Here is a 23,182-nt window from a genome sequence, read left to right as displayed (position 1 = left end):
TCTGCTTCAAAACTAAACGGCCCTGCTCCCATCGGAGCAGGGCCGTTTAGTGCGTCCTGGGCACGCGGTCCTAGAAGCCCTGGGCGTCCAGAATCGCGTCCTCTTCCTCTTCGCCCGTCGGGCCGCGCTTCTTCCGCGGCGGCCGACGCCGGGACGGGGCGGGGTGGGCGGCAATGATGTCGTCCTCATCCTCGTCGTCATCGTCAATGCCGTCGTAGTAACGGTTAAGGGCTTCCTGCCGGGCCGCATAGCCCAGGCCAATGAACATCATCAGCGCGAATCCGTACCACTGCAGTCCGTAGGAAAGGTGCAGCCCCTCGTCCACCTCCGGCCGGGGTGCGCTTTCGGGTACGACGGCGGCTCCCGGGTCCTCGCTGGCCATCAGGGCATAGGAACCCCGGTGCAGCGGATAGTCCAGCTGTTCGGCGAAGGCGCCCAGATCGATGGAGGCCAGCTGTCCTTCGGGCGCCCCGCGGGACAGGGTGGGCTCTGACGGCTTGATCCGTGCCACCACGCTGACCCGTCCCTCGGGCGCGGCAGGGATGCTGTCCGGCCTGCCGGCTTTGTCATCACCGATGGGCAGCCAGCCGCGGTTGACCGCCACGCTGGTCCCGTCGTCGAGCTTCAGCGGCAACAGGACCTCGTAGCCGGGCCGTCCCTTGAGCGGGCGGTTGCGGATAATGCGCTGCTCGGCGGAGTCGTACGTACCCTCCAGCGTCACCGGCAGCCATTCAGCGTTTTCGTCGTACTCGTCGAAGTACTTTTGAGCCTCGTCGTAGGGCACGGGTGCGGCGTCGTAGTTGGACTCAATCCGGGCGCTGTCGGCCAGGGATGCCTCGCGGCGGTCCATCTGCCACCTGCCCAGACCAACGCAGGCTGCTGCCAGGATGCAGACGAGGACCAGCCAGCCAACCCAGCGCGGCGAAAGCAGGAAGCGGTACATCTACTGGGCCCCGCCTTCGCCCAAGGGAAGGGTTTCCTTCCAGAGGCCTCGGGTACGCAGATAGTCCTCCAGCCACTCGCGGTGTTCATCGCAGGACAACCAGGTCTTGCGCCGCTCCGGGGTGTGGATCCGGGGGTTGTTCCACAGCAGACGCCAGGCCGCGTCGAGCCGGCAGGCCTTTCGGGAGCACACCGGGGTGCCGGCGTCGTCGGCGGAGTTGCCGGAGTTGCCGGAGAGTGAATCGAGAAGGTTCATGCTGGAGAATCAGGCCTTGTCTTCGTTGTTGGTGCCGGTGTTCATAGTGGTGCCGGTGGTTTCGTCGTCGTCGTTGTCTACGATTTCACCCGCCAACACAGTGGTCTCGGGGGTTTCTCCCGGTTCGTCGGCCACCCGCGGAGCTTCCAGCTCGGTAACCGGCGGACGGTCAATCATCGCGTCGGTAGCGGTCATGAGGCGTGTATCCGAGCCGCCGTTGGCGATGATGACGGCAAAGTAGGGGATCACCACGGCACCGGCGATCACCACCCATAACAGCCAGCCGTGAACGAAGAACATCAGGAACAGGCAGACCACGCGGATGCCCATGGACACCCCGTATTTGAGCATGCGGCCGTGCATTTCGTCTGTGTGCGGGCTGGGCGCGTCCGTGATTCGAGGGATGCTCTCCCCGCGGTTCGTGTCCTTAGCCATCAGTAGCCATTGGTAGTCCTCATCACCCTCCAAACAGGTTTGTTCATTCTCTCACTAGCGGCCGCGTTGTAGAAGTTGAATCCGGCGCACGTAGGATCAAGGCAACCCCAACAGCTGGCTGAAAGAAGGACCATCCATGCAGAACACCCCAGAGAACGAATCCGGCCGCAGCGTCCTGATCACCGGAGGAAACCGCGGAATCGGGCTGGCAATCGCCAAGTCGTTCCTGGCCGCAGGGGACCGCGTGGCCATCACCTACCGCAGCGGCGAGGTGCCCGCCGGCATGCTGGGCGTGAAGGCGGATGTGACGGATATGGCATCGGTCGACGCCGCATTCACCGAGGTGGAGGCCGCCCACGGCCCGGTCGAGGTCCTCGTGGCCAACGCAGGGATCACCCGGGACACGCTGCTGCTGCGGATGAGCGAAGATGACTTTTCCGACGTGATCGACACCAACCTCACCGGAGCCTTCCGGGTGGTCAAGCGCGCATCCAAGGGCATGCTGCGGATGAAGAAGGGCCGCGTGGTGCTGATCTCCTCGGTGGTCGGCCTCTACGGTTCTCCCGGGCAGATCAACTACGCCGCCTCCAAGTCGGGGCTGATCGGCATTGCCCGTTCCCTCACGCGCGAACTCGGTTCCCGCAACATCACGGCCAACGTTGTGGCACCCGGATTCATCAACACCGACATGACCCGCGCCCTGCCCGAGGACACCCAGAAGAACTACCTCTCTTCCATTCCTGCCGGCCGGTTCGCCGAACCCGAGGAAGTGGCGAACGTGGTGCGCTGGATCGCCGGAGAGGAAGCCGGCTACATTTCCGGTGCGGTCATCCCGGTCGACGGCGGCCTGGGCATGGGACACTAGCCCCGCCAACGGCCCGCCCGGCATTCCTTGGAGGTTTCCTCAAATGCCGGGCGGGCCGCCGGCTGGCAGGATGGGTTCGGAGAGCAAGACGCTTAGACACTTTCTACAAAAGGAGTTCCCATGGGCCTGCTGGACGGCAAAGCCGCGATTGTCACCGGATCATCACGCGGTATCGGTGCCGAGGTGGCGAAGTACCTGGCCGCCGAAGGTGCCGGCGTAGTGGTCAACTACCGGCAGAAGGCACCTCGCGCCAATAAGGTCGTGGCGGCTATCGAGGCCGACGGCGGCCGCGCGGTCGCCATAGGTGCCGACCTGACCGTGCCCGAAGGGCCGGCAGCGCTGATCGCCGCAGCCCGGGAGAACTTCGGCGGCCTGGACGTCCTGGTGCTCAACGCCTCCGGCGGCATGGAGACGGGCATGGGCGAGGACTACGCGCTGAAGCTGAACCGCGACGCGCAGGTCAACATGCTCAGTGCCGCCGTGGAAGTAATGCCGGCCGGTTCGCGGGTGGTCTTCGTCACCAGCCACCAGGCGCACTTCATCAAGTCCGTTCCCACCATGCCCGAATACGAAGCGGTGGCCCTCAGCAAGCGGGCCGGCGAAGATGCGCTCCGCAGCATGCTCCCGCAGCTCGAGGAGAAGGGCATCACCCTGGTGGTGGTCTCCGGAGACATGATCGAAGGCACCGTGACGGCGACTCTGCTGGACCGGGCAAACCCGGGCGCCATCGAAGCCCGCCGGGAGGAAGCCGGCCGGCTGTACTCCGTGGCCGAGTTCGGCGCCGAGGTGGCCCGCATGGCCACAGCCGACGTGCCGTCCGGGCACACCGAATATGTGGGCGGGGCGGATTACCTCTCCGCCGGTGCGGCAGCTGAGACGGCGGGCGACCCCGCCTAGAGCTTCACGAAGTGCTGCACCACGTCCAAAGCGGGCAGGTTCAGCACGGCATCCGCGGCGGCCTGCACTGCCGGTTTGGCGTTGAACGCCACTCCCAGTGCGGCCGCCGCAAGCATGTCCAGATCATTGGCGCCGTCGCCCACCGCAACGGTGTGCTCCGGTGCCACCTCCAGCTCCCGGGCCCATTCGGCCAGTGAGCGGGCCTTGACCGCGCGGTCCACCACCTCCCCGGACACGGCACCGGTCAGCACCCCGTCCTCGATTTCCAGCAGGTTCGCCCGCCGGAAAGTGAGCTGCAGTCGGTCGGCCAAAGGATCCAGCACCTGGCTGAACCCGCCGGAAACCACCGCAACGCCGTGCCCGGCAGCGAGGAACTCCTTCACCAGCAGCTCGGCTCCGTCGGACAACTCAATCCGGGCGCCTACTTCGTCAATGACGGATGCCGGCAGCCCGGCAAGCGTCTTGACGCGGGCATGCAGGCTCGCAGCGAAATCCAGTTCACCGCGCATGGCCGCCTCGGTCACGGCGGCCACCTCCGCTTCACGTCCCGCATGGGCCGCCAGCAGTTCGATAACCTCCTGCCGGATCAGGGTCGAGTCCACGTCCAGCACCAACAGCTTCCGTGCCTGGACCAGCAGCGACGGCGGAACCACGGCGCTGTGCTCCCCTCCCGGCTTTGCCGGTACGGCTGCGGACGCCGCGGCGACGGTGCGCCGCAGCCGGGAAAGGCCGCCGTCGTACTCCACATAAAGCTTGGACACCGTGTAACCGTTCCCCGCGGCGTTCTCCAGTTCCAGGATCCGCGCCCCCAGCCCGGACACGGCGGCCTGCACCGCGCCAAGATAGGCGTCGGACAGGTCCTTCCCGTAGCTGACGACACTGTATTCGGGGGAGTTCGGCATGGCTTCCGTTCTGCTCGCTTCGGGGCTCGGTTCGGGGCGGGGGTACCTGTTCGGTACGGGGGTTTCGCAGCCGCGGCTGCGTGGCCGGGAAAGCGTATCGTTTCGCCAATGCCCCTTTCCTTAGCCTAATGTCTAGTGCTATGAGTGATGTTCTTGAATTTGCCGGTGTCAGCGTTGTACGTGGCGGGAAAACCCTTTTGGACGGCGTTGACTGGCAGGTCAAGGAGGGGGAGCGCTGGGTGGTCATGGGCCCCAACGGCGCCGGCAAGACCACGTTGCTGCAGATTGCCGGCGGCCGGATGCACCCCACCCGGGGCGTAGCGGGCATCCTGGAGGAAGTCCTCGGAGCCGTGGACGTTTTCGAGCTCCGCCCCCGCATCGGCCTGGCCTCCGCTGCCCTCGCCGGGCAGATCCCCGACGACGAAACGGTCCTCAACGTGGTGGTCACTGCCTCCTACGGGATGACGGGCCGCTGGCGTGAGAAGTACGAAAAGCTTGATGAGCGCCGCGCCTTCAATCTCCTGCACGAGTGGGGCATGTCCACCTTCATGAACCGCCGCTTCTCCTCGCTCAGCGAGGGTGAGCGCAAACGGGTGCAGATTGCGCGTGCCCTGATGACGGACCCGGAACTGCTGCTTCTTGATGAGCCGGCCGCGGGCCTGGACCTCTCCGGCCGCGAGGATCTGCTTTTCCGTCTGGGCGAGCTGGCCCGTGACGAGGAAGCACCGGCCATGGTCCTGGTGACCCACCACCTCGAAGAGGTCCCCACCGGCTTTACGCACGCCCTGCTGCTGCGCGACGGCGGCGTGGTGGCGTCCGGCCCCATCGACGAGGTCTTCACCGAAGAACACCTGAGCACCGCCTTTGACCTGCCGGTGGAACTGCGCCGCGAGGGCGGCCGGTACTCGGCCACCGCCCGGCGCAGCTAGGCAGCAGGTCCCCGGGTGAACCTCCAGTACCTGCAGTCCGCCGACGATCCGCGCGTGCGGGACTACACCTCCCTCACGGACACCTCCCTCCGGAAGCGCCGGGAGCCGGAGGAGGGCATGTACATTGCAGAATCCTCCAAGGTGCTGCGCCGCGCCGTGGACGCCGGCCACCGTCCGCGGTCCTTCTTCCTGGCCGAGAAGTGGCTTGATGATCTGCGGGACATCCTGGACAGGTTCCCGGACGTGCCCGCTTTCGTCGGCACGTCCGAGGTGCTCGAGGAGATCACCGGTTTCCACCTGCACCGCGGTGCCCTGGCGGCCATGGAGCGGCCCGCTCCGCTGGAGCTGTCTGCGCTGCTGGCATCCTCGCGCCGCGTGGCCGTGCTGGAAGACATAGTCGACCACACCAATATCGGTGCGATTTTCCGTTCGGCCGCCGCCCTGCAGGTGGATGCCGTCCTCGTGACCCCGCGCTGTGCGGATCCCCTGTACCGCCGGGCCATCCGGGTCAGCATGGGCGCCGTCTTCCAGGTTCCCTGGGTGCGGCTGACAGACTGGCCCGGCCAGCTGGAGCAGCTGCGGGACGCCGGGTTCGTCACTGCTGCCCTGGCCCTGCGCGAAGATTCCCTGACCCTGGATGAACTCAGCGCCCGCCGCGACGAACGCCTGGCCCTGATCCTTGGCACCGAGGGTGACGGATTGGCCGACACCACGCTGGCCGGCGTCGACTTGGCGGTGCGCATCCCGATGAGCGGCGGCGTCGATTCGCTGAACGTGGCCGCCGCCAGCGCCGTGGCTTTCTGGGAGTGTCGCCCCTAACGGGTGCAGGAAAGCCCGCTGCCCTTACCCCGCGGCGCGTCGGGTGCGAGACTATGGCCGTTACCCCACCCCTCTGAGGACGCCAGCGGAGCTGCCATGCAATCCCGTGCAAGGACCCGGCCAGGAAGTGTCCTGGCGGTGTGCACCGGGCTGCTGCTGACGGTGTCGGCCTGCGGGCCAACGGCGCAACAGGTGCAGGAACGTGAGGCTTCCGCGTCGGCGTCACCGCTCGGAACCGGATCCGTTCCGGCAGCACCGTCCGGCACCGGGTCGCCGACACCGACGGCGTTGGAATCCCCTGGCCAGGAAGCCGCTGCCTCCGCCCCGGCTGCCTCAGACCCCGCCGCCGCAATACCGCACGTGGGGGTTACCGGGACACAGACCGGGATGCCGCAGCCCGTCCAGGACGCCTGCCAATGGCTGCTTCGCCGCGATCCGGAGCCCATGTCCGGTGCCGAAGCGGGGACCTGCGTGGCCGCAGCCATGGCTGCGGGGGAGGGCGGCATTCAAACCCTGCAGACCGACACCAGCTGGCTCCCCGCGGACACCTACACCATCCGCTTTGCCACCGGTCCCGGGTTCGCCATGACCCTTCGGGGCACGGATGGGAAAATCGCGGTGAATATCCGTGACGGACAGCGCGTACTGCGGAAAAATGACAAGGACATCACCGCCGACCCGCGGGGCTCGGCCGAAGAGGCCTATGCCGCAGTCCTCGCCGATGCGGCTGAGTTGACCGTGCGGCCGGATAAAGTCGCCGCCCTGCTCTCCCCGGCGCCGGAGGTGGCCGTGCGGTACGGGGTGCCTCTGGAGGGGGCGGCCTGCACGCAGATCAGCGGAAACTTCGACACCACGGCAGACGGGTCCGAAGGCCCGCAGGAAACAGACTCCTCCGCCGTGCTTCCGGCCGGGTCATTCTCGCTCTGGCTTGATGACTACTACCGGCCCGTCCGGATCGAAATCTCCGGGTTGAACCAGGGGATCGTTTCGACCATCACCGCGGTCAACGCGCAGTGGGGTGCCCGGGCCCTGCCGTGAAACCCGTTGTCCCGGCCCGCAAAACGCGCGCCGGGCTGTTTCCCGCCGGATGGCTAAATGCGCTAGTATTGGTTGCTGGCCGAATCTACGGCCGATAAAGCTTTCAACCACACTGTGCCTGGCAAAATCCAGGCACCAAAAGAAGGTAAAACTGTGAAGTCTGATATCCACCCCAAGTATGCTCCGGTTGTCTTCCGCGATCTCGCGTCCGACACCGCTTTCCTGACGGCCTCCACCGCCACGTCCTCCAAGACGATCGAGTGGGAAGACGGAAACACCTACCCGCTCATCGAGGTGGAAATCTCCTCCGCATCGCACCCGTTCTACACGGGCAAGCAGCGCATCATGGACTCCGCCGGCCGCGTGGAGCGCTTCAACGCCCGCTTCAAGGGCTTCGGCGCCAAGAAGTAGCCAGTTCGGCATACACAGCAGTATTTGGAGAAAGGTCCGCCGGCATCAGCCCGGCGGGCCTTTCCCTATAAGGGGGGCCGTACGGTCCCGGCACCGGATCCAGCAGAGGAGTCTTGATGACAAGCGCAGAACACGGCGGACGCCGGCACGGTGAATACAAAGTTCCCGGCGGCAAACTGGTGGTTGTGGATCTGGAGGTCCGTGACGGCCGGCTGGCCGGCGTTTCCCTCGGCGGCGACTTCTTCCTGGAGCCGGATGAAGCGCTCGGGGACATCAATGCCGCCCTCGAAGGACTGCCCTCCGAGACGACGTTCGGTGACATCGCTGCTGCGGTGCGTTCCGGGCTGGCCCCCGACGCCGTGCTCTTCGGCTTCTCGCCCGAGGCTGTAGCCACCGCCGTGCGCCGTGCCCTGGGCAAGGCCACCGGCTGGGGGGACCACCAGTGGGAGATCATCCCTCCCACCCCGCTTTCCACGCACATGCACGTGGCGATGGACGAGGTCCTGGCCGAGGAAGTCGGCACCGGCCAGCGCAATCCGACGCTGCGGTTCTGGGAATGGGAGACGCCGTCCGTGGTGATCGGCAGCTTCCAGTCGCTGAAGAACGAAGTGGACCCGGACGGAGCCGAACGGCACGGAGTGACCGTGGTCCGGCGCATCACCGGGGGCGGAGCCATGTTCATGGAACACGGCAATGCCATCACCTACTCGCTGTACCTGCCCCAGTCCCTCGTGGACGGTTTGAGCTTCGCGGATTCCTATCCCTTCCTGGATGCCTGGGTGATGGAGTCCCTGAAGAAACTCGGCATTTCCGCCTGGTACGTCCCGCTCAATGACATGGCCACCGACCAGGGCAAGATCGGCGGCGCCGCCCAGAAGCGGTTCAGCAGCGGCGGGATGCTCCATCACGTGACCATGTCCTATGACATCGACGCGGACAAGATGGTGGAGGTGCTGCGGATCGGCAAGGAGAAGCTCTCGGATAAGGGCACCACCAGTGCCAAGAAGCGGGTGGACCCGCTCAAGCGGCAGACCGGGCTCTCGCGCGAGGACATCATCGCCACCATGATGGATACCTTCGCCACGCGGTACGGCGCCGTAACGGCCGGAATCAGCGACGAGGAGCTGGCCCGCGCGGAGGAGAAGGTCGCCGAAAAGTTCGATACGGCGGAATGGCTTAACCGCGTACCGTAGTCCCGCGGCGGGGGACCGCCGCGCTACCCCGGCGGCGGTCCGTAGGCCTAGACTGCGCAGATGGAGAAAAAGTCGCTGACCGCCCTTGCCCGCCAACACCTGGAAACCTCACGGAAGGCCGCCAGCGGACGCAGCGCCTCCACCGTCTACGGCGGACACGAACACATCCTGCGGCAGACCGTGATCGCCCTCCGCGCCGGGTTTGTTCTGGATGAGCATGAGAACCCGGGGGAAGCCACCGTCTTCGTCCTGAAGGGCAGAGTCGCCCTGTCCGCGGAAGGCAACACCTGGGACGGCTCCGCAGGGGATCTCCTGATTGTTCCGCAGGCCCGCCACTCCGTGGAAGCGCTGGAAGACTCGGCCATCCTCCTCACCGTGGCCAAGCCGCAGCTGGCCTGAGCAGAACCTGGCCTGAGCCGGAACTGACCCCGGCAGGCAGCCGGCGCCACGCACCGGGTGCCTGCCCGGGTTTTACAGTGCCGCTGCCTGCACGCGCAGGGACCGAAGCAGCTGGTCCTGCTGCTCAATGATGATCCGCCGCAGCGCAGCCGGAGCATCGGGGTGCAGCTCCAGCCATTCCACCGACTTCTGCACCACGGGATGATCCGCCGGAGCCAGGTGCTCGGCTGCATCCTGGTGTCCCGGATAGAGACCGCCGACCACCCGTGAGGCCAGCTCGATGCTGCGCCCGGCCCAGACCTCGGTGAGGGACGTAAAGTAGTCCTCCACATATCCGTCCAGCAGCTCGTGGCTGCCCAGGTTGAAACCGTGGATGGTGGCCGAAAGCAGCTCGTTGGAAAGGCCGTCCGAATGGACTGCTGCCTGCCAGGCTGCTGCCTTGACCTCCGGATTGGGGAACGCTGCGGCAGCGGTGGTGTGGCCCACCCGTCCCGACGCCGTGGTGTCCCGTTCCAGCTCGGCATCCAGCTCGGCACGGGTAGCGGATCCTCTGGCCGCCAACGCCACCCACAGGCGCCAGCGCAGGTCCGAATCCACGGTTAGGCCCTGGATGCCGGCGCTGCCGTCAAGCAGTCCGCGGAGCAGCTCGTTATGGGTGCTGCTGCGGCGCCCTGCGCCGGCTGCCGCGCGTGCCCAGATGACCTGCCGGTCGCTGCCCGGGGCTGCTGCCTTCAGCTGCTCGGTGATACCGGCGTAGAACTCCTCGCGCAGGGCATCCCGCCGCGAAGCCGGGGCGTAGTACTCGATGGCGCTGAGGGCATTGTCCAGCAGCACCTGCAGCACCCCGGCACCGCTTTCGGCCGGCGCGACCCGCTGGACCAGCCGCACGTAGTCCTTGGCACTCAGGATGCCGTCGCGGACGCTGTTCCACAGAGCGGACAGGGCGATGGCCCGGGCGAGGGGATCGGCCACAAGGTGAAGCGACTCGAGCAGCGTCGCCAGCGACACGTCGTCGAAACGTATCTTGGCGTAGGTCAGGTCCTCGTCGTTCAGCAGCAGCAGGGTCGGACGCTGCCTGCCGATCAGTTCGGGCACCTCGGTGCGGGAACCGGCAACATCCAGTTCCACGCTGTCGATGCGGGACAGGGCGCCGGCGGCATCGAAATCATAGAGCCCGATGCGGAGCCGGTGCGGCCGGGGAACCTGTTCTCCGCTGACCGGATCCGGGGCGTTCTGCCGGATGACCACGGAGGTGTAGGCACCGGCGTCGTCGGTTTCCGTCTCCGGAACCAGGACCGGAACGCCGGCGGTCTGCAGCCACCGGCCGGACCACAATGCCATGTCCCGGCCGGACGCCGTCTCAAGGGCGGTAAGAAGATCCGCGAGGGTGGTATTGCCGAAGGCATGCTCGCGGAAGTATCCCCGGGCCGCTTCGATGAAGGTATCAAACCCGACATAGGCCACGAGCTGCTTGAGGACGGAGGCACCCTTGGCGTAGGTGATGCCGTCGAAGTTCTGCTTCGCCGCCTCCAGGTTCGGAATATCGGCAACAATCGGGTGCGTGGTGGGCAGCTGGTCCTGGACGTAGGCCCAGGCCTTGCGCCGGTTGGCGAAGCTGACCCAGGAATTGGTGAACTCCGTGGCACGGTCCACTGCCAGGGCGCCCATGTAATCCGCGAAGGATTCCTTCAGCCACAGGTCATCCCACCACTTCATGGTGACCAGGTCCCCGAACCACATGTGCGCCATTTCGTGCAGGATGGTGTTTGCCCGGGCCTCGTACTGTGCCTCGGTGGCCCGCGACCGGAAGACGTATGCCTCCGTGAACGTCACCAGCCCGGGGTTCTCCATGGCACCCAGGTTGTACTCGGGTACAAAGGCGGAGTCGTATTTCCCGAAGGGGTACGGGTAGTCGAAGAGCTCATGGAAGTAGTCCAGTCCGCGCTTGGTCACAGCGAAGATGTTTTCCGGGTCGAAGTACTCGGCCAGCGAAGTGCGGCAGTAGGCGGCCAGGGGGACCCGCAGGTCCGTACCGTCCGCGAGCCGGCGGGACCACTCGTCGTCGGCCCGGTGGTAGGGGCCGGCCAGCACGGTGGTGATATAGGTGGAAATGCGCTGCGTGGGGGCGAATTCCCACCGGCTGAGCGTCCCGTCGCCCAGCGGGGTCCGCTGCGTTTCAACGCCGTTGGAAGCAACTTCCCAGCCACTCGGTGCCGTCGCGGTGAAGCGGAAGGCAGCTTTCAGGTCCGGCTGTTCAAAGTCCGCGAAAACACGGCGCGCATCGGCGGGCTCGTACTGCGTGTACAGGTAGGTGCGGCCGTCCGCGGGATCCAGGAACCGGTGCAGGCCTTCACCGCTGCGGCTGTACAGGGCAATACCGTCCACGGTCACCGTGTTCTGCGCCTGCAGGCCTGACAGGTGGATCCGGGAGGAATCGACGGCCTCCGCCGGATCCAGCTCGGTGCCGTTCAGGACTACGGAGGACACCCCGCCATGAATGAAGTCCAGGAACGTTGCCGCGCCGGGCTCCGAGCAGCTGAAGGTAATGGTGCTGCGGGACCGGAAGCCGGCGGCCTCGGGATCCTCGGCGTTCCCCAGGTCCAGTTGGACATCGTAGGAGGTTACGGACAGCAGGTGGGACCGCAGAGCGGCTTCGTCACGGCTCAGGTTCTGGTTAGGCACCTGTTCATTCAATCACTTCTTCGGGAGCCGGCGTTGCCCGTGACGCAAGCAGGCCCGCCGGGCCACTGCCGTTATCCGGCCAGCAGCACAGCCACGGCGAGCCCCAGCCCGGAGATGAGCACCCATGAGGCCAACGCGGCCGCGACGGCGCGGACGCCGGAGGCAAAGAGCGCACGGACCCGGACCCCCGCACCCAGCGCGAACAGTGCGGCCGCGAAGAGCAGCTCCTGCAGTACCGCTGCGGCGTCCAGCACTGCCTCGGGCAGCACGCCCCAGGTGCGCACCAGGATCAGGGCAAGGAAACCCAGGACAAACAGGGGAACCAGGGGCGGCCGCTTGCCTGCTCCCGGACCCTGTGCCGCATCGGCGCGGCGGGCGAGCAGCCCGGCTGCCGCGGTCATCGGTGCCAGGAGCACCACGCGGGCCAGCTTGACGACGACGGCGGCGGCCAGCGCCGCGGTGCCTGCGGTCTGCGCCGTGGCCACCACCTGCCCGACGTCGTGTACCGAAGCTCCGGCCCAGGAACCGAAAACCCCGGGCGGCAGGTTCAGGAGCCCACCGGCCGCCGGAAGCGCGGCAATGGCCAGGGTGCCGCAGAGCGTCACCAGGGCAATCGGTACCACCGTGTCTTCGGTGCGCGTCCTGCGGACGGCTGCCATCGCCCCGATGGCGGACACCCCGCAGATGGAGAACCCCGCCGCAATCAGCACCGGCTCGTCGCCGGGCAGGCGGAACAGCCGGCAGATGCCGTAGGTGCCGGCGAAGGCCGCCAGCACCAGGGCCACAATCAGCACCAGTGCGGACCATCCCAGGTCAGCGATGTCCACCAGGGAAACCTTCAGCCCCAGCAGGACAATTCCGAGGCGCAGGAGCTTTCGTGCGGCCAGGGCGAGCCCGGGTTTCCAGGAACCCGCTGCCCGGGCCGCAGCACCGGGCAGGTTGGCGGCCAGGAGGCCCAGGACCACCGCCGCGGTCAGGACGGGGACCGCCGGCAGGAGCCGATGCAGCAGGTAGGACAAGGCGACGGCGGCCGCGGCGGCCAGCAGACCCGGAACAGCAGCGCGTATGCGGGCCCCAAAGGCCGGCGCGGGGGAGGAAGACGCGGTGGAGGAGGGAGCAGGGAATGAGGGGGCGGTGGAGGAAGACGCGGAGGAGGCCGTCGCAGGGGATGAAGTGTTGGAGGAGGAAGAAGGGTCGGGCGAAGCGGGGGAGGCGGGCACGTCTCCAGCCTGCCGTAGTCCGCACGCTTCTCCAAAGCACCCCGGAATACCGGCGGTGCCTGCCCCGTGCACCACCCGCCGGCGCACTGTTCGACGCACCCCACCGGCGCAATGTTCGACGCACCCCGCCGGCGCGCTGTTCGACACACCTCCACAGAGGCAGCTGCACCGTTCGGTGCCGCCAAACGGTGCGCGCCATACTGGCCGCCGTCCCTGCGTTGCTACGATGGGGACACCATCCTCAAGCCACCCGGGGGAAGCGACATGAGTTCGCACAACAACGGCCAGGGCATTGACGGCGCCCCGGCGCAGCAGATCATCGAATCCCCCTGGTTATTCCCCGCCGCCGAGGTTGCCGCGGCACTGGGAACCGATCCCGCCGCCGGACTTGACGCCGGCGAGGTCCGGGCTCGCCGGGAACGCTACGGCCCTAATCTGCTTGCCGAAGCTCCGAAAATACCGGCCTGGCGCCGTATCCTCCGGCTGCTCTCGGACCGGCTGACCATTGTCCTGATTATTGCCGCAGTGGTGAGCGCCGTCGTGTCCCGGGAATGGGAGACCCCGGTGGTGATCCTGCTGGTCATCATCCTTAACACTGCACTGAACTATGTGCAGGAGCAGCGGGCCGAGAACAGCCTGGAGGCCCTGCGCAGCGCTTCGGCGGCTAACTGCAGGGTGCTGCGCTCCGGCAGCACCGCCACGGTGGAGCGGGCTGAGCTGGTGCCCGGCGACGTCGTCCTCCTGGAGGCAGGGGACAGCGTGCCGGCGGACGGGCGGCTGGTTGAAGCCGTGCGCCTGCAGGTGGCCGAGGCGGCACTCACCGGCGAGTCCAAGCCCACCAACAAGGTCCTTGCCCCGCTGTCCGATCCGCAGCTGCCGGTCGCTGACCGTACCAACCTGCTGTTTATGGACACCGACGTCACCCGGGGCCGCGCCGTCCTGCTGGTGACCGGTACCGGCATGAACACGCAGATCGGCACCATCGCCCACCTGCTGGGCAGCACCATGGAGGAAAAAACCACCCTCCAGCGCAGCATCGACCAGCTGGCCCGGGTCCTGACCTATATCGCCTTCGCCGTCGTCGCCGTCGTCTTCGTGCTGGGGCTGCTGCGCGGGGACAGCTGGGAGGACCTGTTCCTCACCGCAGTGTCCCTGGCCGTGGCCACCATCCCGGAGGGCCTGACCGCCGTGGTTGCCTTTACCCTGGCCATGGGTGCGTCCCGGCTCGCCGCCCGCGGCGCGATCATCAAGCAGCTGGCCGCCGTGGAAACCCTGGGCAGCACGTCGCAGATCTGCACGGACAAGACCGGCACGCTCACGCTCAACCAAATGACGGTGCGCCGGCTGTATTCGCCGTCGGGCCGCCGCTTCCGGGTGACCGGGAACGGCTATTCCACCGACGGGAAGATCCTCAGCCCGGACGGACAGTCCGCCCCGATGCCCTCCGAAGCGTTCCTGGCCATGGCGCTGTGCAACGACGCCTCCGTAGAGGACGGCCGGCTCACCGGCGATCCGACCGAAGGGGCCCTGGTGGTGTTGGCCGAAAAGGGCGGCATCGATGTGGCCGGCGCCCGGTCCACGCACCGGCGCCTCGCGGAAGTGCCGTTCGATTCCGACTACAAATTCATGGCCACCTTCAACCGTTCGGACGACGCCGGCACCTCCGTCACCTGCAACGTCAAGGGCGCGCCCGGCGTCGTCCTGGACCGGAGCGCGTTCCTGCAGACTCCGGACGGCCCGGTGCCGCTGGACGCGGAGGAGCGCGCCCGCATTTCCCGTGATGTGGAGTCCCTGGCCAACGCCGGCCTCCGGACCATGGCGGTGGCGGGGCGGCTCCTGGATGCGCAGCTGCCCTCCAGCCCGGAAGCGCTCTTCGCCGAGGCCTCGAACCTCGTGCTGTACGCCGTCGTCGGGATTCTGGACCCGCCCCGGCAGGAGGCCGGCGAGGCCGTCGCCTCCGCACGGGCCGCCGGGATCAGCGTGCACATGATTACCGGTGACCATCTGGTCACCGCGTCCGCGATTGCCCGGGACCTGGGGATCGAGGGGCGGGCGGCGGCGGGCACGGCCCTGGATGCCATGGATGACCGCGAGCTGCGGAACGAAGCACCGCATCTGGGGGTGCTGGCCCGGGTTTCCCCTGAGCATAAGATCCGGTTCGTTAAGGCACTGCAGGCGGACGGTTATGTTGTGGCCATGACCGGCGACGGCGTGAATGACGCTCCGGCGCTGAAACGTGCGGACATCGGCATTGCCATGGGCATCACCGGCACCGACGTCTCCAAGGGTGCGGCGAAGATGATCCTCACGGATGACAACTTCGCCACCATCGTGGCCGCCGTCCGGGAGGGCCGCGGCATTTATGACAACATCCTGAAGTTCGTCCGGTTCCAGCTGACCACGGCCTGGGGATTCGTGCTGATCTTCCTGGCGGCGGCGGCCTTCGGTTTTGCAGGCGGGGCACCCTTCACCGCACTGCAGATTCTGTGGGTGAACATCATTATGGACGGCCCGCCGGCCCTGGCCCTCGGCGTGGACCGGACGGACCCGGAAGTGATGAAGCGGCCGCCCCGGCCGGTCGGCGAGCCCCTGCTCACGGGGCGGCGGATTGCGGTGCTGGCCGTGCTGGGGATCGTGATGGCGGTCGGCACCTGCACGGTGCTGGTGAATGCGCCGCGGTGGTTCCCCGAAAGCGCCGGCAGCACGGAGTTTGCCACCACCATGGCGTTTACGACGTTTGTGTTCTACCAGGTGTTCAACCTGCTCAATGTCCGTTCGGAGACCGGCAGCGTCTTCACGCTGCTGACCTTCACCAACCGTGCCATCTGGGTGTCGCTGATCGCGGTGGTGGTGCTGCAGGTCCTGGTGGTGCAGCTGAGCATCTTCGGGGACATTTTCGACACCGTGCCGCTGACCTCCCCGCAGTGGTTCCTCTGTATTGCGGTGGGCGCCACGGTGGTGGTGGCTTCCGAGCTCGGCAAGGCCGTGCAGCGGCTTGCCGCACGCCGCCGCCGCGCAGACACGGGCAACGCAGCCGCCACGGGTGAGGCCCGCGTCAGCCGGGCCTCAGCAGCTCACCAGGGGGAGGGCTTGTAGTCCTTGAGGAAGACGCCGTACTGGTCCTCACCCGTTTCGCCCATCACAATCGGGTCATAGACACGCGCCGCGCCGTCCACCAGGTCCAGCGGGGCGTGGAATCCTTCCTCCGCCAGGCGCACCTTGGTGGGATGCGGACGCTCGTCCGTGATCCAGCCGGTGTCCACGGCCGTCATCAGGATCCCGTCCGTTTCCAGCATTTCCTCGGCGCTGGTGCGGGTGAGCATGTTCAGGGACGCCTTCGCCATGTTGGTGTGTGGATGGCCCGGCCCCTTGTAGCGGCGGGAGAACTGGCCCTCCATGGCGGAGACATTCACGATGTACTTCCGCCGCGCCGAAGAGGCCGCCATGGCGGGCCGGAGCCGGTTGACCAGCAGGAACGGTGCCGTGACGTTGCACAGCTGCACTTCCAGCATTTCCAGCGGATCCACCTGGTCCACCACCTGCGTCCAGCTGTTGATCGGAGCCGTGTCCGGCACCAGCCCGCCGGCGTCGATCGCGGTGCCGGCTTCCATCCGGGCCAGCGACGAGGATCCGGCGGTCAGTGCCAGGGAGGTCACGGCGTCGGCCGCCAGGACCGGATGCGCGGCAACCGAGCCGGCCAGCGCGGTGGGGTGCGCGTCATAGGTGTGGCCGAAGGTGACCAGCTCCGGCATGGGACCATCGGGCAGCGGCGCCAGCTCGGCGTCGGTCAGCGGCCGGTAGGCGTTTTTGGACCGCCGCACGGTCTGCGCCGCATTGTTGATCAGGATGTCCAGCGGACCGGCCTCGGCAACGGAATCGGCCAGGGAAATCACCTGGGCAGGATCACGCAGGTCGATGCCGACAATGCGCAGGCGGTGCAACCAGTCGCCGGAATCCTCCATGGCGGCGAAACGGCGGGCGGCATCCTTGGGGAACCGGGTGGTGATGGTGGTGTGCGCGCCGTCGCGCAGCAGCCGCAGGGCAATGTACATCCCGATCTTCGCCCGGCCGCCGGTCAGCAGTGCCCGCTTGCCGGTCAGGTCCGTCCGGGCGTCGCGCTTGGTGTGGCTGAAGGCAGCGCATTCCGGGCAGAGCTGGTGGTAGAAGGCATCCACCACGGTGTAGGGCTGCTTGCAGATGTAGCAGTTGCGGGGCTTCAGCAGGGTTCCGGCGGAAGGGCCGTGGGCGGCGCTGGTGAGCTGCGCGCCGCGGGTTTCATCGTCAATACGGTCCGAGGCGCCGGTGGCGGTGAGGGCGACGACGGCGCGGTCCGCCTCGGCGACTGCCGAGCGTTTTTCGTTCTTCCGGTGCTTCTTCACGGACTTGAACATCTTGGCGGTGGCCCGCCGGACCGCGACGTAGTCGGGGTTTTCTTCATCCAGGACATGGATGGAAGCCAGGACCTTCAGGGCGGTCTGGATTTCTTCCGTGCTTAGTTCAGGGGTGCTCATGTGGGCCTTTACGCTCATCGGCACCGGAGGATCCACAGTGCAGGCGCACCGTGTGCGCTCTACGAGGATACCGGAGAAGCCAGCCCGCGCCGGTACCAGAGGCAGGGGCACCGGGATATCTCACACCCGTGCCCCTGCCGCTGAACGTTTAGTCCCGGTCTAGTTCTCCGGGATGCGCTGGCCCTTGCTGAGCACGGTCAGCCCGGACTCGGTGATGGTGAAGCCGCGGCTGCGGTCCAGCTCCCGGTCCACGCCCACGGTGGCGCCGGCGGGGATGCGCACGTTCTTGTCGATGATGGCCCGGCGGACCACTGCACCCTCACCCACGTGCACCTTGTCCATGAGCACCGAATCGGTCACCTCCGCGTTGGACGCCACGAAAACGTCCTGTGCCAGCACGGAGCGGGTCACCTTGCCGCCGGAGATGACGGTGCCGTCGGAGACGATCGAGTCGAACGCGGTGCCGGCCTGCTCGGAGGCGCTGCGGACAAACTTGGCGGGCGGGGAGATGCTCTGCCGCGTGTAGATGGGCCACTGCAGGTTGTAGAGATTGAACGCCGGCAGGGGGGAGATCAGGTCCATGTTGGCGTCGTAATAGGAATCCAGGGTGCCGACGTCGCGCCAGTACTGGTGGTCGCTGCCGGTGGCGCCGGGAATGATGTTCCGGGTGAAGTCGTAGACGGCCGCATCGCCGCGTTCCACGAAGTACGGGATGATGTCCCCGCCCATGTCGTGCTTGGTGATCAGGCGTTCAGCGTCCGCCTGCAGCGCCGAGACCAGGGCATCGGTGTTGAAGACGTAGTTGCCCATGGAGGCCAGGAAGCTGTGCGGATCATCGGCCAGGCCCGGGGTGGTTTCCGGCTTTTCCACAAACGCAGCAATGCGCTCCGGGTTCTGGGGATCGGTTTCGATCACGCCGAACTGGTCCGCCAGGTGCAGCGGCTGCCGCACTGCGGCTACGCTCACCGACGCGCCGGAGGCGATGTGCGCCTCGACCATCTGGGAGAAGTCCATGCGGTACACGTGATCCGCACCGATGACAACCACGATGTCCGGCTGGGCGTCGTCGATCAGGTTCATGGACTGGTAGATGGCGTTCGCGCTGCCGAGGAACCAGCTCTTGCCCACTCGCTGCTGGGCGGGCACCGAGGCCACGTAGTTCTGGAGCTGGGTGGAAAGCCGCCAGGTCTCCGAGATATGCCGATCCAGGCTGTGGGACTTGTACTGCGTCAGGACCACAATCTGCAGGTACCCGGAGTTCACCAGGTTGGATAGTGCGAAGTCGATGAGGCGGTAACGCCCTGCGAACGGAACAGCCGGTTTAGCCCGATCTGCTGTGAGTGGCATTAGCCGTTTTCCCTCGCCGCCTGCGAGAACTACTGCCAGGACCTTCTTAGGCGCCATTGTCTTGAACCTCTTCCAAAAAATAAGACTGCTGACTTCACACTAGATCACAGGTTGCCCGGTGCACTACGTTGGTTTAGTGAGAGTAGATATTGTGTCGAAGGAATTCCCGCCGGAAATCTACGGAGGAGCAGGCGTTCACGTAGCCGAGCTCAGCCGTGTTCTGGCCGGAGAAGTTGATCTCCATGTGCATTGCTTCGGAGCCCCGCGCCCCGAAGATTTCCACGGAGCCAAAGTCAAGGCCTATGCGGTGCCGGCGGAACTGGAATCCGCGAATCCCGCGGTGCAGACCCTCGGAACCGACCTGGAAATCCTGGGTGGACTGGCGGGAGCGGACCTGATCCATTCGCATACCTGGTACGCCAACATGGCCGGTCACCTGGGCTCGCTGCTGCACGGGGTTCCGCACGTGCTCAGCGCCCACAGCCTGGAGCCGCTGCGCCCGTGGAAGGCGGAGCAGCTGGGCGGCGGATACGCCGTCTCCTCCTGGGTGGAGAAAACCGCCTACGAGGCGGCCGCCGCAATCATCGCTGTCTCCGAGGGCATGCGCCGGGATATCCTGCGCAGCTACCCGGAAGTGGACCCGGCCAAGGTCAAGGTGGTCCACAACGGCATCGATGTGCAGCAGTGGCAGCCCGATGCCGATGCCGAGGGTGTCCGTGCCTTCGGCATAGACCCGGACCGTCCCAGCGTGGTCTTCGTCGGCCGGAACACCCGCCAGAAGGGAGTGCCGTACCTGCTCCGGGCCGCGGCCCTGCTGCCGCCGGAGGTCCAGTTGGTCCTGTGCCTGGGCGCGGCGGACACGCCCGAGCTGGCGGCCGAAACCGCCGTCCTGATCGAGGAGCTGCGGCGTACCCGCACCGGCGTCGTCGTCATCGAACGCATGCTGCCGCGCGCCGAGCTGATCAAGATCCTTTCCATCGCGACCGTCTTCGCCTGCCCGTCGGTCTACGAACCGTTGGGCATCGTGAACCTTGAGGCTATGGCCTGCGGCACCGCCGTCGTCGCCAGTGCCACCGGCGGTATCCCGGAAGTGGTGGACACCGGCGTCACCGGCCTGCTGGTGCCCATCGAGCAGGTCACTGACGGCACCGGCACCCCGCTGGACCCGGAGAAGTTCGTCCAGGACTTCGCCGCGGCCCTGACCACGGTGGTCACGGATCCGGTCCTGGCCCGGCAGATGGGCGAGGCCGGCCGCATCCGGGTTACCGAGCAGTTCTCCTGGGAATCCATTGCCGGCGCAACCCTGGACGTCTACCGGTCGGTGCTCTAGGACCACACCACACCGGACCGGACATGGAAGAAGGCGCTGCCGCGGTGACGCGGCAGCGCCTTCTTCGCGCGTATGGCTTTGGGGCCTACTTCCGGCCGGACTTCTTAGCCGTCTTCTTGGCGGCCTTCTCACGGGCGATGAGGATCTTCTCGTCCACGGGAGCGGCCCCGCTGGCGCGCAGCAGCCGCTGGTACTCCATGGCCTCGTCCTGGCGCGCCTTCTCCGCACCGGAGGCGATCTTCGCGCGCAGGTGTTCCTGGCCGTAGCCGAACGAGTCCACCAGGTCCAGGGCGTGCGGGCGCAGCTTGGCCAGCAGGCGGTTGATGTACGGCCCCAGGGTGCGGGCGCGCTGGGCCGAGAGACGGCCGTTCATGAGGTACCAGCCGAGGTTCTTCTCGATCAGGCACAGGCCGAACAGGTCGCGGACCCAGGTCATCACCTGGCGGGTGCCGGCGTCCTCCATCCGGTCCAGGCCCCGCGTGAAGGCCTCCCACTGCAGCAGTTCGGCATGCGCCCGGGCGGCTTCGATCAGGGCGTGCTGGTTGTCGTTGAACACCGCGGCACCCTTGTCCTTGGGCAGTCCGCGGGCTTCCTTCAGCGCTGTTGCCACCTCGGCCACCATGGTGGCAACCCGGTCCGCCAGCAGGTCATGCTGGGTCCGGGGATCGCGCAGGGCAATGGCGGACTTCTTTTCGGATCCGGAGTCACGGACGGACTGTGCAATCCGGCGCAGGCCGGTGCGGTGCAGCGTCACATCCGTGGCCTGCCCCACCACGTAGCGGGCGAGGACGCCGAAGTCCGCACCGGCGAATTCCTTGGCGTAGTCAGCCAACAGCCGCTTGGCCACGAGCTGCAGCAGCACCGTGTTGTCACCCTCGAAGGTGGCGTACACATCCAGGTCCGCACGCAGGGCGGTGAGCCGGTTCTCGGCCAGGAACCCGGCGCCGCCGGTGGCTTCGCGGCATTCCTGCAGCGTGTCCAGGGCGTGCCAGGTGGACAGGGACTTCAGGCCTGCGGCGAGGGTTTCCAGGTCCTGGCGGTCCGCATCGGTGTCATGCGCACCGGAGAAGACGTCGTCGAACTTCTGCAGCAGTTCCTCGTGGGCAAAGGAGGCGGCAAAGGTGGTGGCCAGCAGGGGCAGCAGGCGGCGCTGGTGCTGCTGGTAGTCCATCAGCACCTCTTCCTTGATGTCCGAGGCCCCGTTGAACTGGCGGCGTTCGGTGCCGTACTGGATGGCCGTCTTCAGCGCGAGCTTGCTCGCAGCCACGGCCGCGCCGTCGAGCGAGACGCGGCCCTGCACCAGGGTGCCGATCATGGTGAAGAAGCGGCGGCCGGGGCTGCTGATCTCCGAGGTGTAGGTGCCGTCCGCGGCCACGTCGCCGTACTTGTTCAGCAGGTTGGTGCGGGGGATACGCACGCCGGAGAAGTGCAGGCGCCCGTTGTCGATGCCGTTCAGACCGCCCTTGACGCCGTCGTCCTCGCCGCCGATGCCCGGTAGGAACCCGTTGTCGTCGCGCAGTTCAACGTAGAACGCGTGGACACCGTGATCCACCCCGCGGGTGATGAGGTGGGCGAAGACGACAGCGGCCTTGCCGTTGACGGCACCGTTGCCGATGTAGTCCTTCCAGGCGGCCCGGAAGGGGGTGTTGATGATGAACTCTTCGGTGGCCGCGTCATACTCGGCAGTGGTGGCGATGCTGGCGACGTCGGATCCGTGTCCGGTTTCGGTCATCGCGAAGCAGCCCGGCACCTCGAGGCTCATGATGCCCGGCAGCCATTTTTCATGGTGTTCCCGGTTGCCCAGGTGCATCACTGCGGAGCCGAAGAGGCCCCACTGGACGCCGGCCTTGATCTGCAGGGACGGATCGGCCACTACCAGCTCCGTGAAGCCCGCGACGTTGCCGCCGTGGTTGTCCTCGCCGCCCACGTACTTGGGGAAGGCGCCGTGGACGGATTTGCTCTCCACCAGGATTTTCAGCTGGTCCATGACCCGTTCGCGGTGCTCGGTGTGCGTCAGGCCCGCGGGGGTCTGCATGGCTTCCATGCCCGCGATTCTGCGCGCCGCCAGCCGCTTCTCGGCCCATTTGCCAAGCAGGACGCGGCCCAGCGCCTCGACGTCCACTACGGCGGCGTCGTTGTCGCGGATGGTGGTGCTCGCCGGAAGCTGGCGTTCGGTGGTTGAAAGCGTTTGCGTCATTGCGTTTCCTTCTCGTGGTCGGTGGAGGGAGCAGATGGAAAATCCGTGGAGTCGGGGCCGGGGCCCCGGTCATAGCCGATGCCGTCAAAAAGCCAGGCGGTCAGCTGGTCGGTCATTTGTTCTTCGGTTGGTTTCCCGGGTCCGCCGGGAGCGGCGATCCAGCGCTCTCCGGCGGCCCGGATCATTCCCAGGGCAGCCGTAGGCCAGTAGTGTGCGGTGGCGCTGGCCTCCGGAGGCATCTCCCGGCCGGCCAGATACTCCCCGATGGCGGCGTCCATCATTGCCGTGATCGTTTCGAAGAACGAGGACAGGGCCGTATCGATCTGTCCCGGCCCGCCGTCGCCAAGCTGGCCGGTCACGAACAGGTAGACGTTGGGGGAGGTCTCGGCCATCTGCAGGTAGGCCGAGACCATGGCCCGCAGACCGGACCGGGCGGAGGCGGCAGTGCGTCCCGCCTCGATGATCTTTTCCTGCATCCGGGCCACGGCCATTTCCCCCATGGCCTTCTGCAGGCCCGCCTTGTCCCCGAAGTAGCGGTAGAACACGGACTTGGAGGTGCCGGAGGCGGCCGCTATCTCCTCCATCGACGCTGCGCAGCCCAAAGTATGGACGGCCCGGCGCGCGGTCTTGATCAGGGTGCGACGGCGCTCGGCGCGGTGCGCTTCCCAGCGAAGCGCTCGGCCGTCGGCAGCCGGTGGCGGCCCGGAAGGATCCTCAAGTGCGATGTTCACGATACTGAGCGTATCAGGTACGCTGGGTAACAGTAACTGACGTCACACCAAACCCCACGGACTCCCAAGGAGAACGAC

General features: G+C 66.8%; 20 protein-coding genes. 10 read left to right on the top strand and 10 right to left on the bottom strand.

Annotated elements, in window-relative coordinates; all coding sequences use genetic code 11:
• Positions 1-70: 70 nt before the first annotated feature.
• Genes GD627_RS08235 through GD627_RS08225 form a run of 3 tightly spaced genes read right to left on the bottom strand, consistent with a single transcriptional unit; the run spans position 71 to position 1,633 of the window.
• Entirely contained in the window at positions 71-943 is an 873-nt protein-coding gene (locus GD627_RS08235; RefSeq protein WP_152272109.1) for an SURF1 family cytochrome oxidase biogenesis protein, read from the bottom strand.
• Positions 944-1,198 (bottom strand): hypothetical protein, encoded by a 255-nt coding sequence (locus GD627_RS08230; RefSeq protein WP_152272108.1) that lies wholly within the window; start codon positions 1,196-1,198, stop codon positions 944-946.
• 9 nt (positions 1,199-1,207) lie between these two features.
• Positions 1,208-1,633 carry a DUF3099 domain-containing protein gene (locus GD627_RS08225; RefSeq protein ID WP_152272107.1) on the bottom strand — a complete coding sequence of 142 codons (426 nt, stop codon included), beginning with the start codon at positions 1,631-1,633 and terminating at the stop codon, positions 1,208-1,210.
• A 136-nt stretch (positions 1,634-1,769) separates the two neighbouring features.
• Here GD627_RS08225 and GD627_RS08220 point away from each other — a divergent pair, with 136 nt between their 5' ends.
• Both GD627_RS08220 and GD627_RS08215 read left to right on the top strand, forming a co-directional pair.
• The gene (locus tag GD627_RS08220) at positions 1,770-2,498 is read left to right on the top strand and encodes a beta-ketoacyl-ACP reductase (protein WP_146361988.1); all 729 of its coding nucleotides are present in this window, start codon (positions 1,770-1,772) and stop codon (positions 2,496-2,498) included.
• Positions 2,499-2,618: 120 nt separating this feature from the next.
• A complete protein-coding gene (locus GD627_RS08215) occupies positions 2,619-3,395 on the top strand; it encodes an SDR family oxidoreductase (RefSeq protein ID WP_152272106.1) in 777 nt (258 codons plus the stop codon).
• On the opposite strand, the gene serB is transcribed toward GD627_RS08215, so the two are convergent.
• Complete coding sequence (serB, locus tag GD627_RS08210; RefSeq protein ID WP_152272105.1) at positions 3,392-4,297, bottom strand: phosphoserine phosphatase SerB; 906 nt, start codon at positions 4,295-4,297, stop codon at positions 3,392-3,394. The genes GD627_RS08215 and serB overlap by 4 nt on opposite strands.
• A gap of 140 nt (positions 4,298-4,437) precedes the next feature.
• On the opposite strand from serB, the gene GD627_RS08205 reads away from it, so the two are divergent.
• The 6 genes from GD627_RS08205 to GD627_RS08180 all read left to right on the top strand — a co-directional run bounded on the left by GD627_RS08205 (position 4,438) and on the right by GD627_RS08180 (position 9,086).
• Positions 4,438-5,226, top strand: coding sequence for an ABC transporter ATP-binding protein (locus GD627_RS08205; RefSeq protein WP_146361985.1), 789 nt, complete (start codon positions 4,438-4,440; stop codon positions 5,224-5,226).
• Positions 5,227-5,241: 15 nt separating this feature from the next.
• Complete coding sequence (locus GD627_RS08200; protein WP_152272104.1) at positions 5,242-6,045, top strand: TrmH family RNA methyltransferase; 804 nt, start codon at positions 5,242-5,244, stop codon at positions 6,043-6,045.
• A 387-nt stretch (positions 6,046-6,432) separates the two neighbouring features.
• Positions 6,433-7,083, top strand: a complete 651-nt coding sequence (locus GD627_RS08195; protein ID WP_152272103.1) for a hypothetical protein — start codon at positions 6,433-6,435, stop codon at positions 7,081-7,083.
• 153 nt (positions 7,084-7,236) lie between these two features.
• On the top strand, positions 7,237-7,494 hold the full coding sequence (locus tag GD627_RS08190; protein ID WP_146361982.1) for a type B 50S ribosomal protein L31: 258 nt from the start codon (positions 7,237-7,239) through the stop codon (positions 7,492-7,494).
• A 116-nt stretch (positions 7,495-7,610) separates the two neighbouring features.
• The gene (gene lplAB, locus GD627_RS08185; RefSeq protein WP_152272102.1) at positions 7,611-8,687 is read left to right on the top strand and encodes a lipoate-protein ligase LplAB; all 1,077 of its coding nucleotides are present in this window, start codon (positions 7,611-7,613) and stop codon (positions 8,685-8,687) included.
• A 60-nt stretch (positions 8,688-8,747) separates the two neighbouring features.
• Positions 8,748-9,086, top strand: coding sequence for a cupin domain-containing protein (locus tag GD627_RS08180; protein WP_146361980.1), 339 nt, complete (start codon positions 8,748-8,750; stop codon positions 9,084-9,086).
• A gap of 72 nt (positions 9,087-9,158) precedes the next feature.
• Here the strand turns inward: GD627_RS08180 and pepN are convergent, their stop codons facing one another.
• Positions 9,159-11,768, bottom strand: a complete 2,610-nt coding sequence (pepN, locus tag GD627_RS08175; RefSeq protein ID WP_152272101.1) for an aminopeptidase N — start codon at positions 11,766-11,768, stop codon at positions 9,159-9,161.
• A 71-nt stretch (positions 11,769-11,839) separates the two neighbouring features.
• Positions 11,840-12,988 carry a YeiH family protein gene (locus GD627_RS08170; RefSeq protein ID WP_343032387.1) on the bottom strand — a complete coding sequence of 383 codons (1,149 nt, stop codon included), beginning with the start codon at positions 12,986-12,988 and terminating at the stop codon, positions 11,840-11,842.
• 264 nt (positions 12,989-13,252) lie between these two features.
• Here GD627_RS08170 and GD627_RS08165 point away from each other — a divergent pair, with 264 nt between their 5' ends.
• Positions 13,253-16,084 carry a cation-translocating P-type ATPase gene (locus tag GD627_RS08165; protein ID WP_152272100.1) on the top strand — a complete coding sequence of 944 codons (2,832 nt, stop codon included), beginning with the start codon at positions 13,253-13,255 and terminating at the stop codon, positions 16,082-16,084.
• Here the strand turns inward: GD627_RS08165 and GD627_RS08160 are convergent.
• Both GD627_RS08160 and glgC read right to left on the bottom strand, forming a co-directional pair.
• Positions 16,063-17,499, bottom strand: coding sequence for an SDR family oxidoreductase (locus GD627_RS08160; protein WP_152272099.1), 1,437 nt, complete (start codon positions 17,497-17,499; stop codon positions 16,063-16,065). The two genes, GD627_RS08165 and GD627_RS08160, sit on opposite strands and share 22 nt — an antisense overlap.
• 159 nt (positions 17,500-17,658) lie before the next feature.
• Positions 17,659-18,903, bottom strand: a complete 1,245-nt coding sequence (glgC, locus tag GD627_RS08155) for a glucose-1-phosphate adenylyltransferase (protein WP_152272098.1) — start codon at positions 18,901-18,903, stop codon at positions 17,659-17,661.
• Positions 18,904-18,982: 79 nt separating this feature from the next.
• Between glgC and glgA the strand changes: the two genes are divergently transcribed.
• On the top strand, positions 18,983-20,176 hold the full coding sequence (glgA, locus tag GD627_RS08150; RefSeq protein WP_152272097.1) for a glycogen synthase: 1,194 nt from the start codon (positions 18,983-18,985) through the stop codon (positions 20,174-20,176).
• A gap of 85 nt (positions 20,177-20,261) precedes the next feature.
• Here glgA and GD627_RS08145 read toward each other — a convergent pair whose 3' ends face one another.
• Together GD627_RS08145 and GD627_RS08140 are read right to left on the bottom strand one after the other, a co-directional pair.
• A complete protein-coding gene (locus GD627_RS08145) occupies positions 20,262-22,373 on the bottom strand; it encodes an acyl-CoA dehydrogenase family protein (RefSeq protein ID WP_152272096.1) in 2,112 nt (703 codons plus the stop codon).
• On the bottom strand, positions 22,370-23,104 hold the full coding sequence (locus tag GD627_RS08140; protein WP_246165396.1) for a TetR/AcrR family transcriptional regulator: 735 nt from the start codon (positions 23,102-23,104) through the stop codon (positions 22,370-22,372). Before GD627_RS08140 ends, GD627_RS08145 begins: the two co-directional genes overlap by 4 nt.
• Positions 23,105-23,182 lie beyond the last annotated feature (78 nt).

Source organism: Arthrobacter yangruifuii, assembly GCF_009192775.1.
Lineage (GTDB): Bacteria > Actinomycetota > Actinomycetes > Actinomycetales > Micrococcaceae > Arthrobacter_B > Arthrobacter_B yangruifuii.
This window is presented reverse-complemented; position numbering and strand designations above follow the sequence as displayed.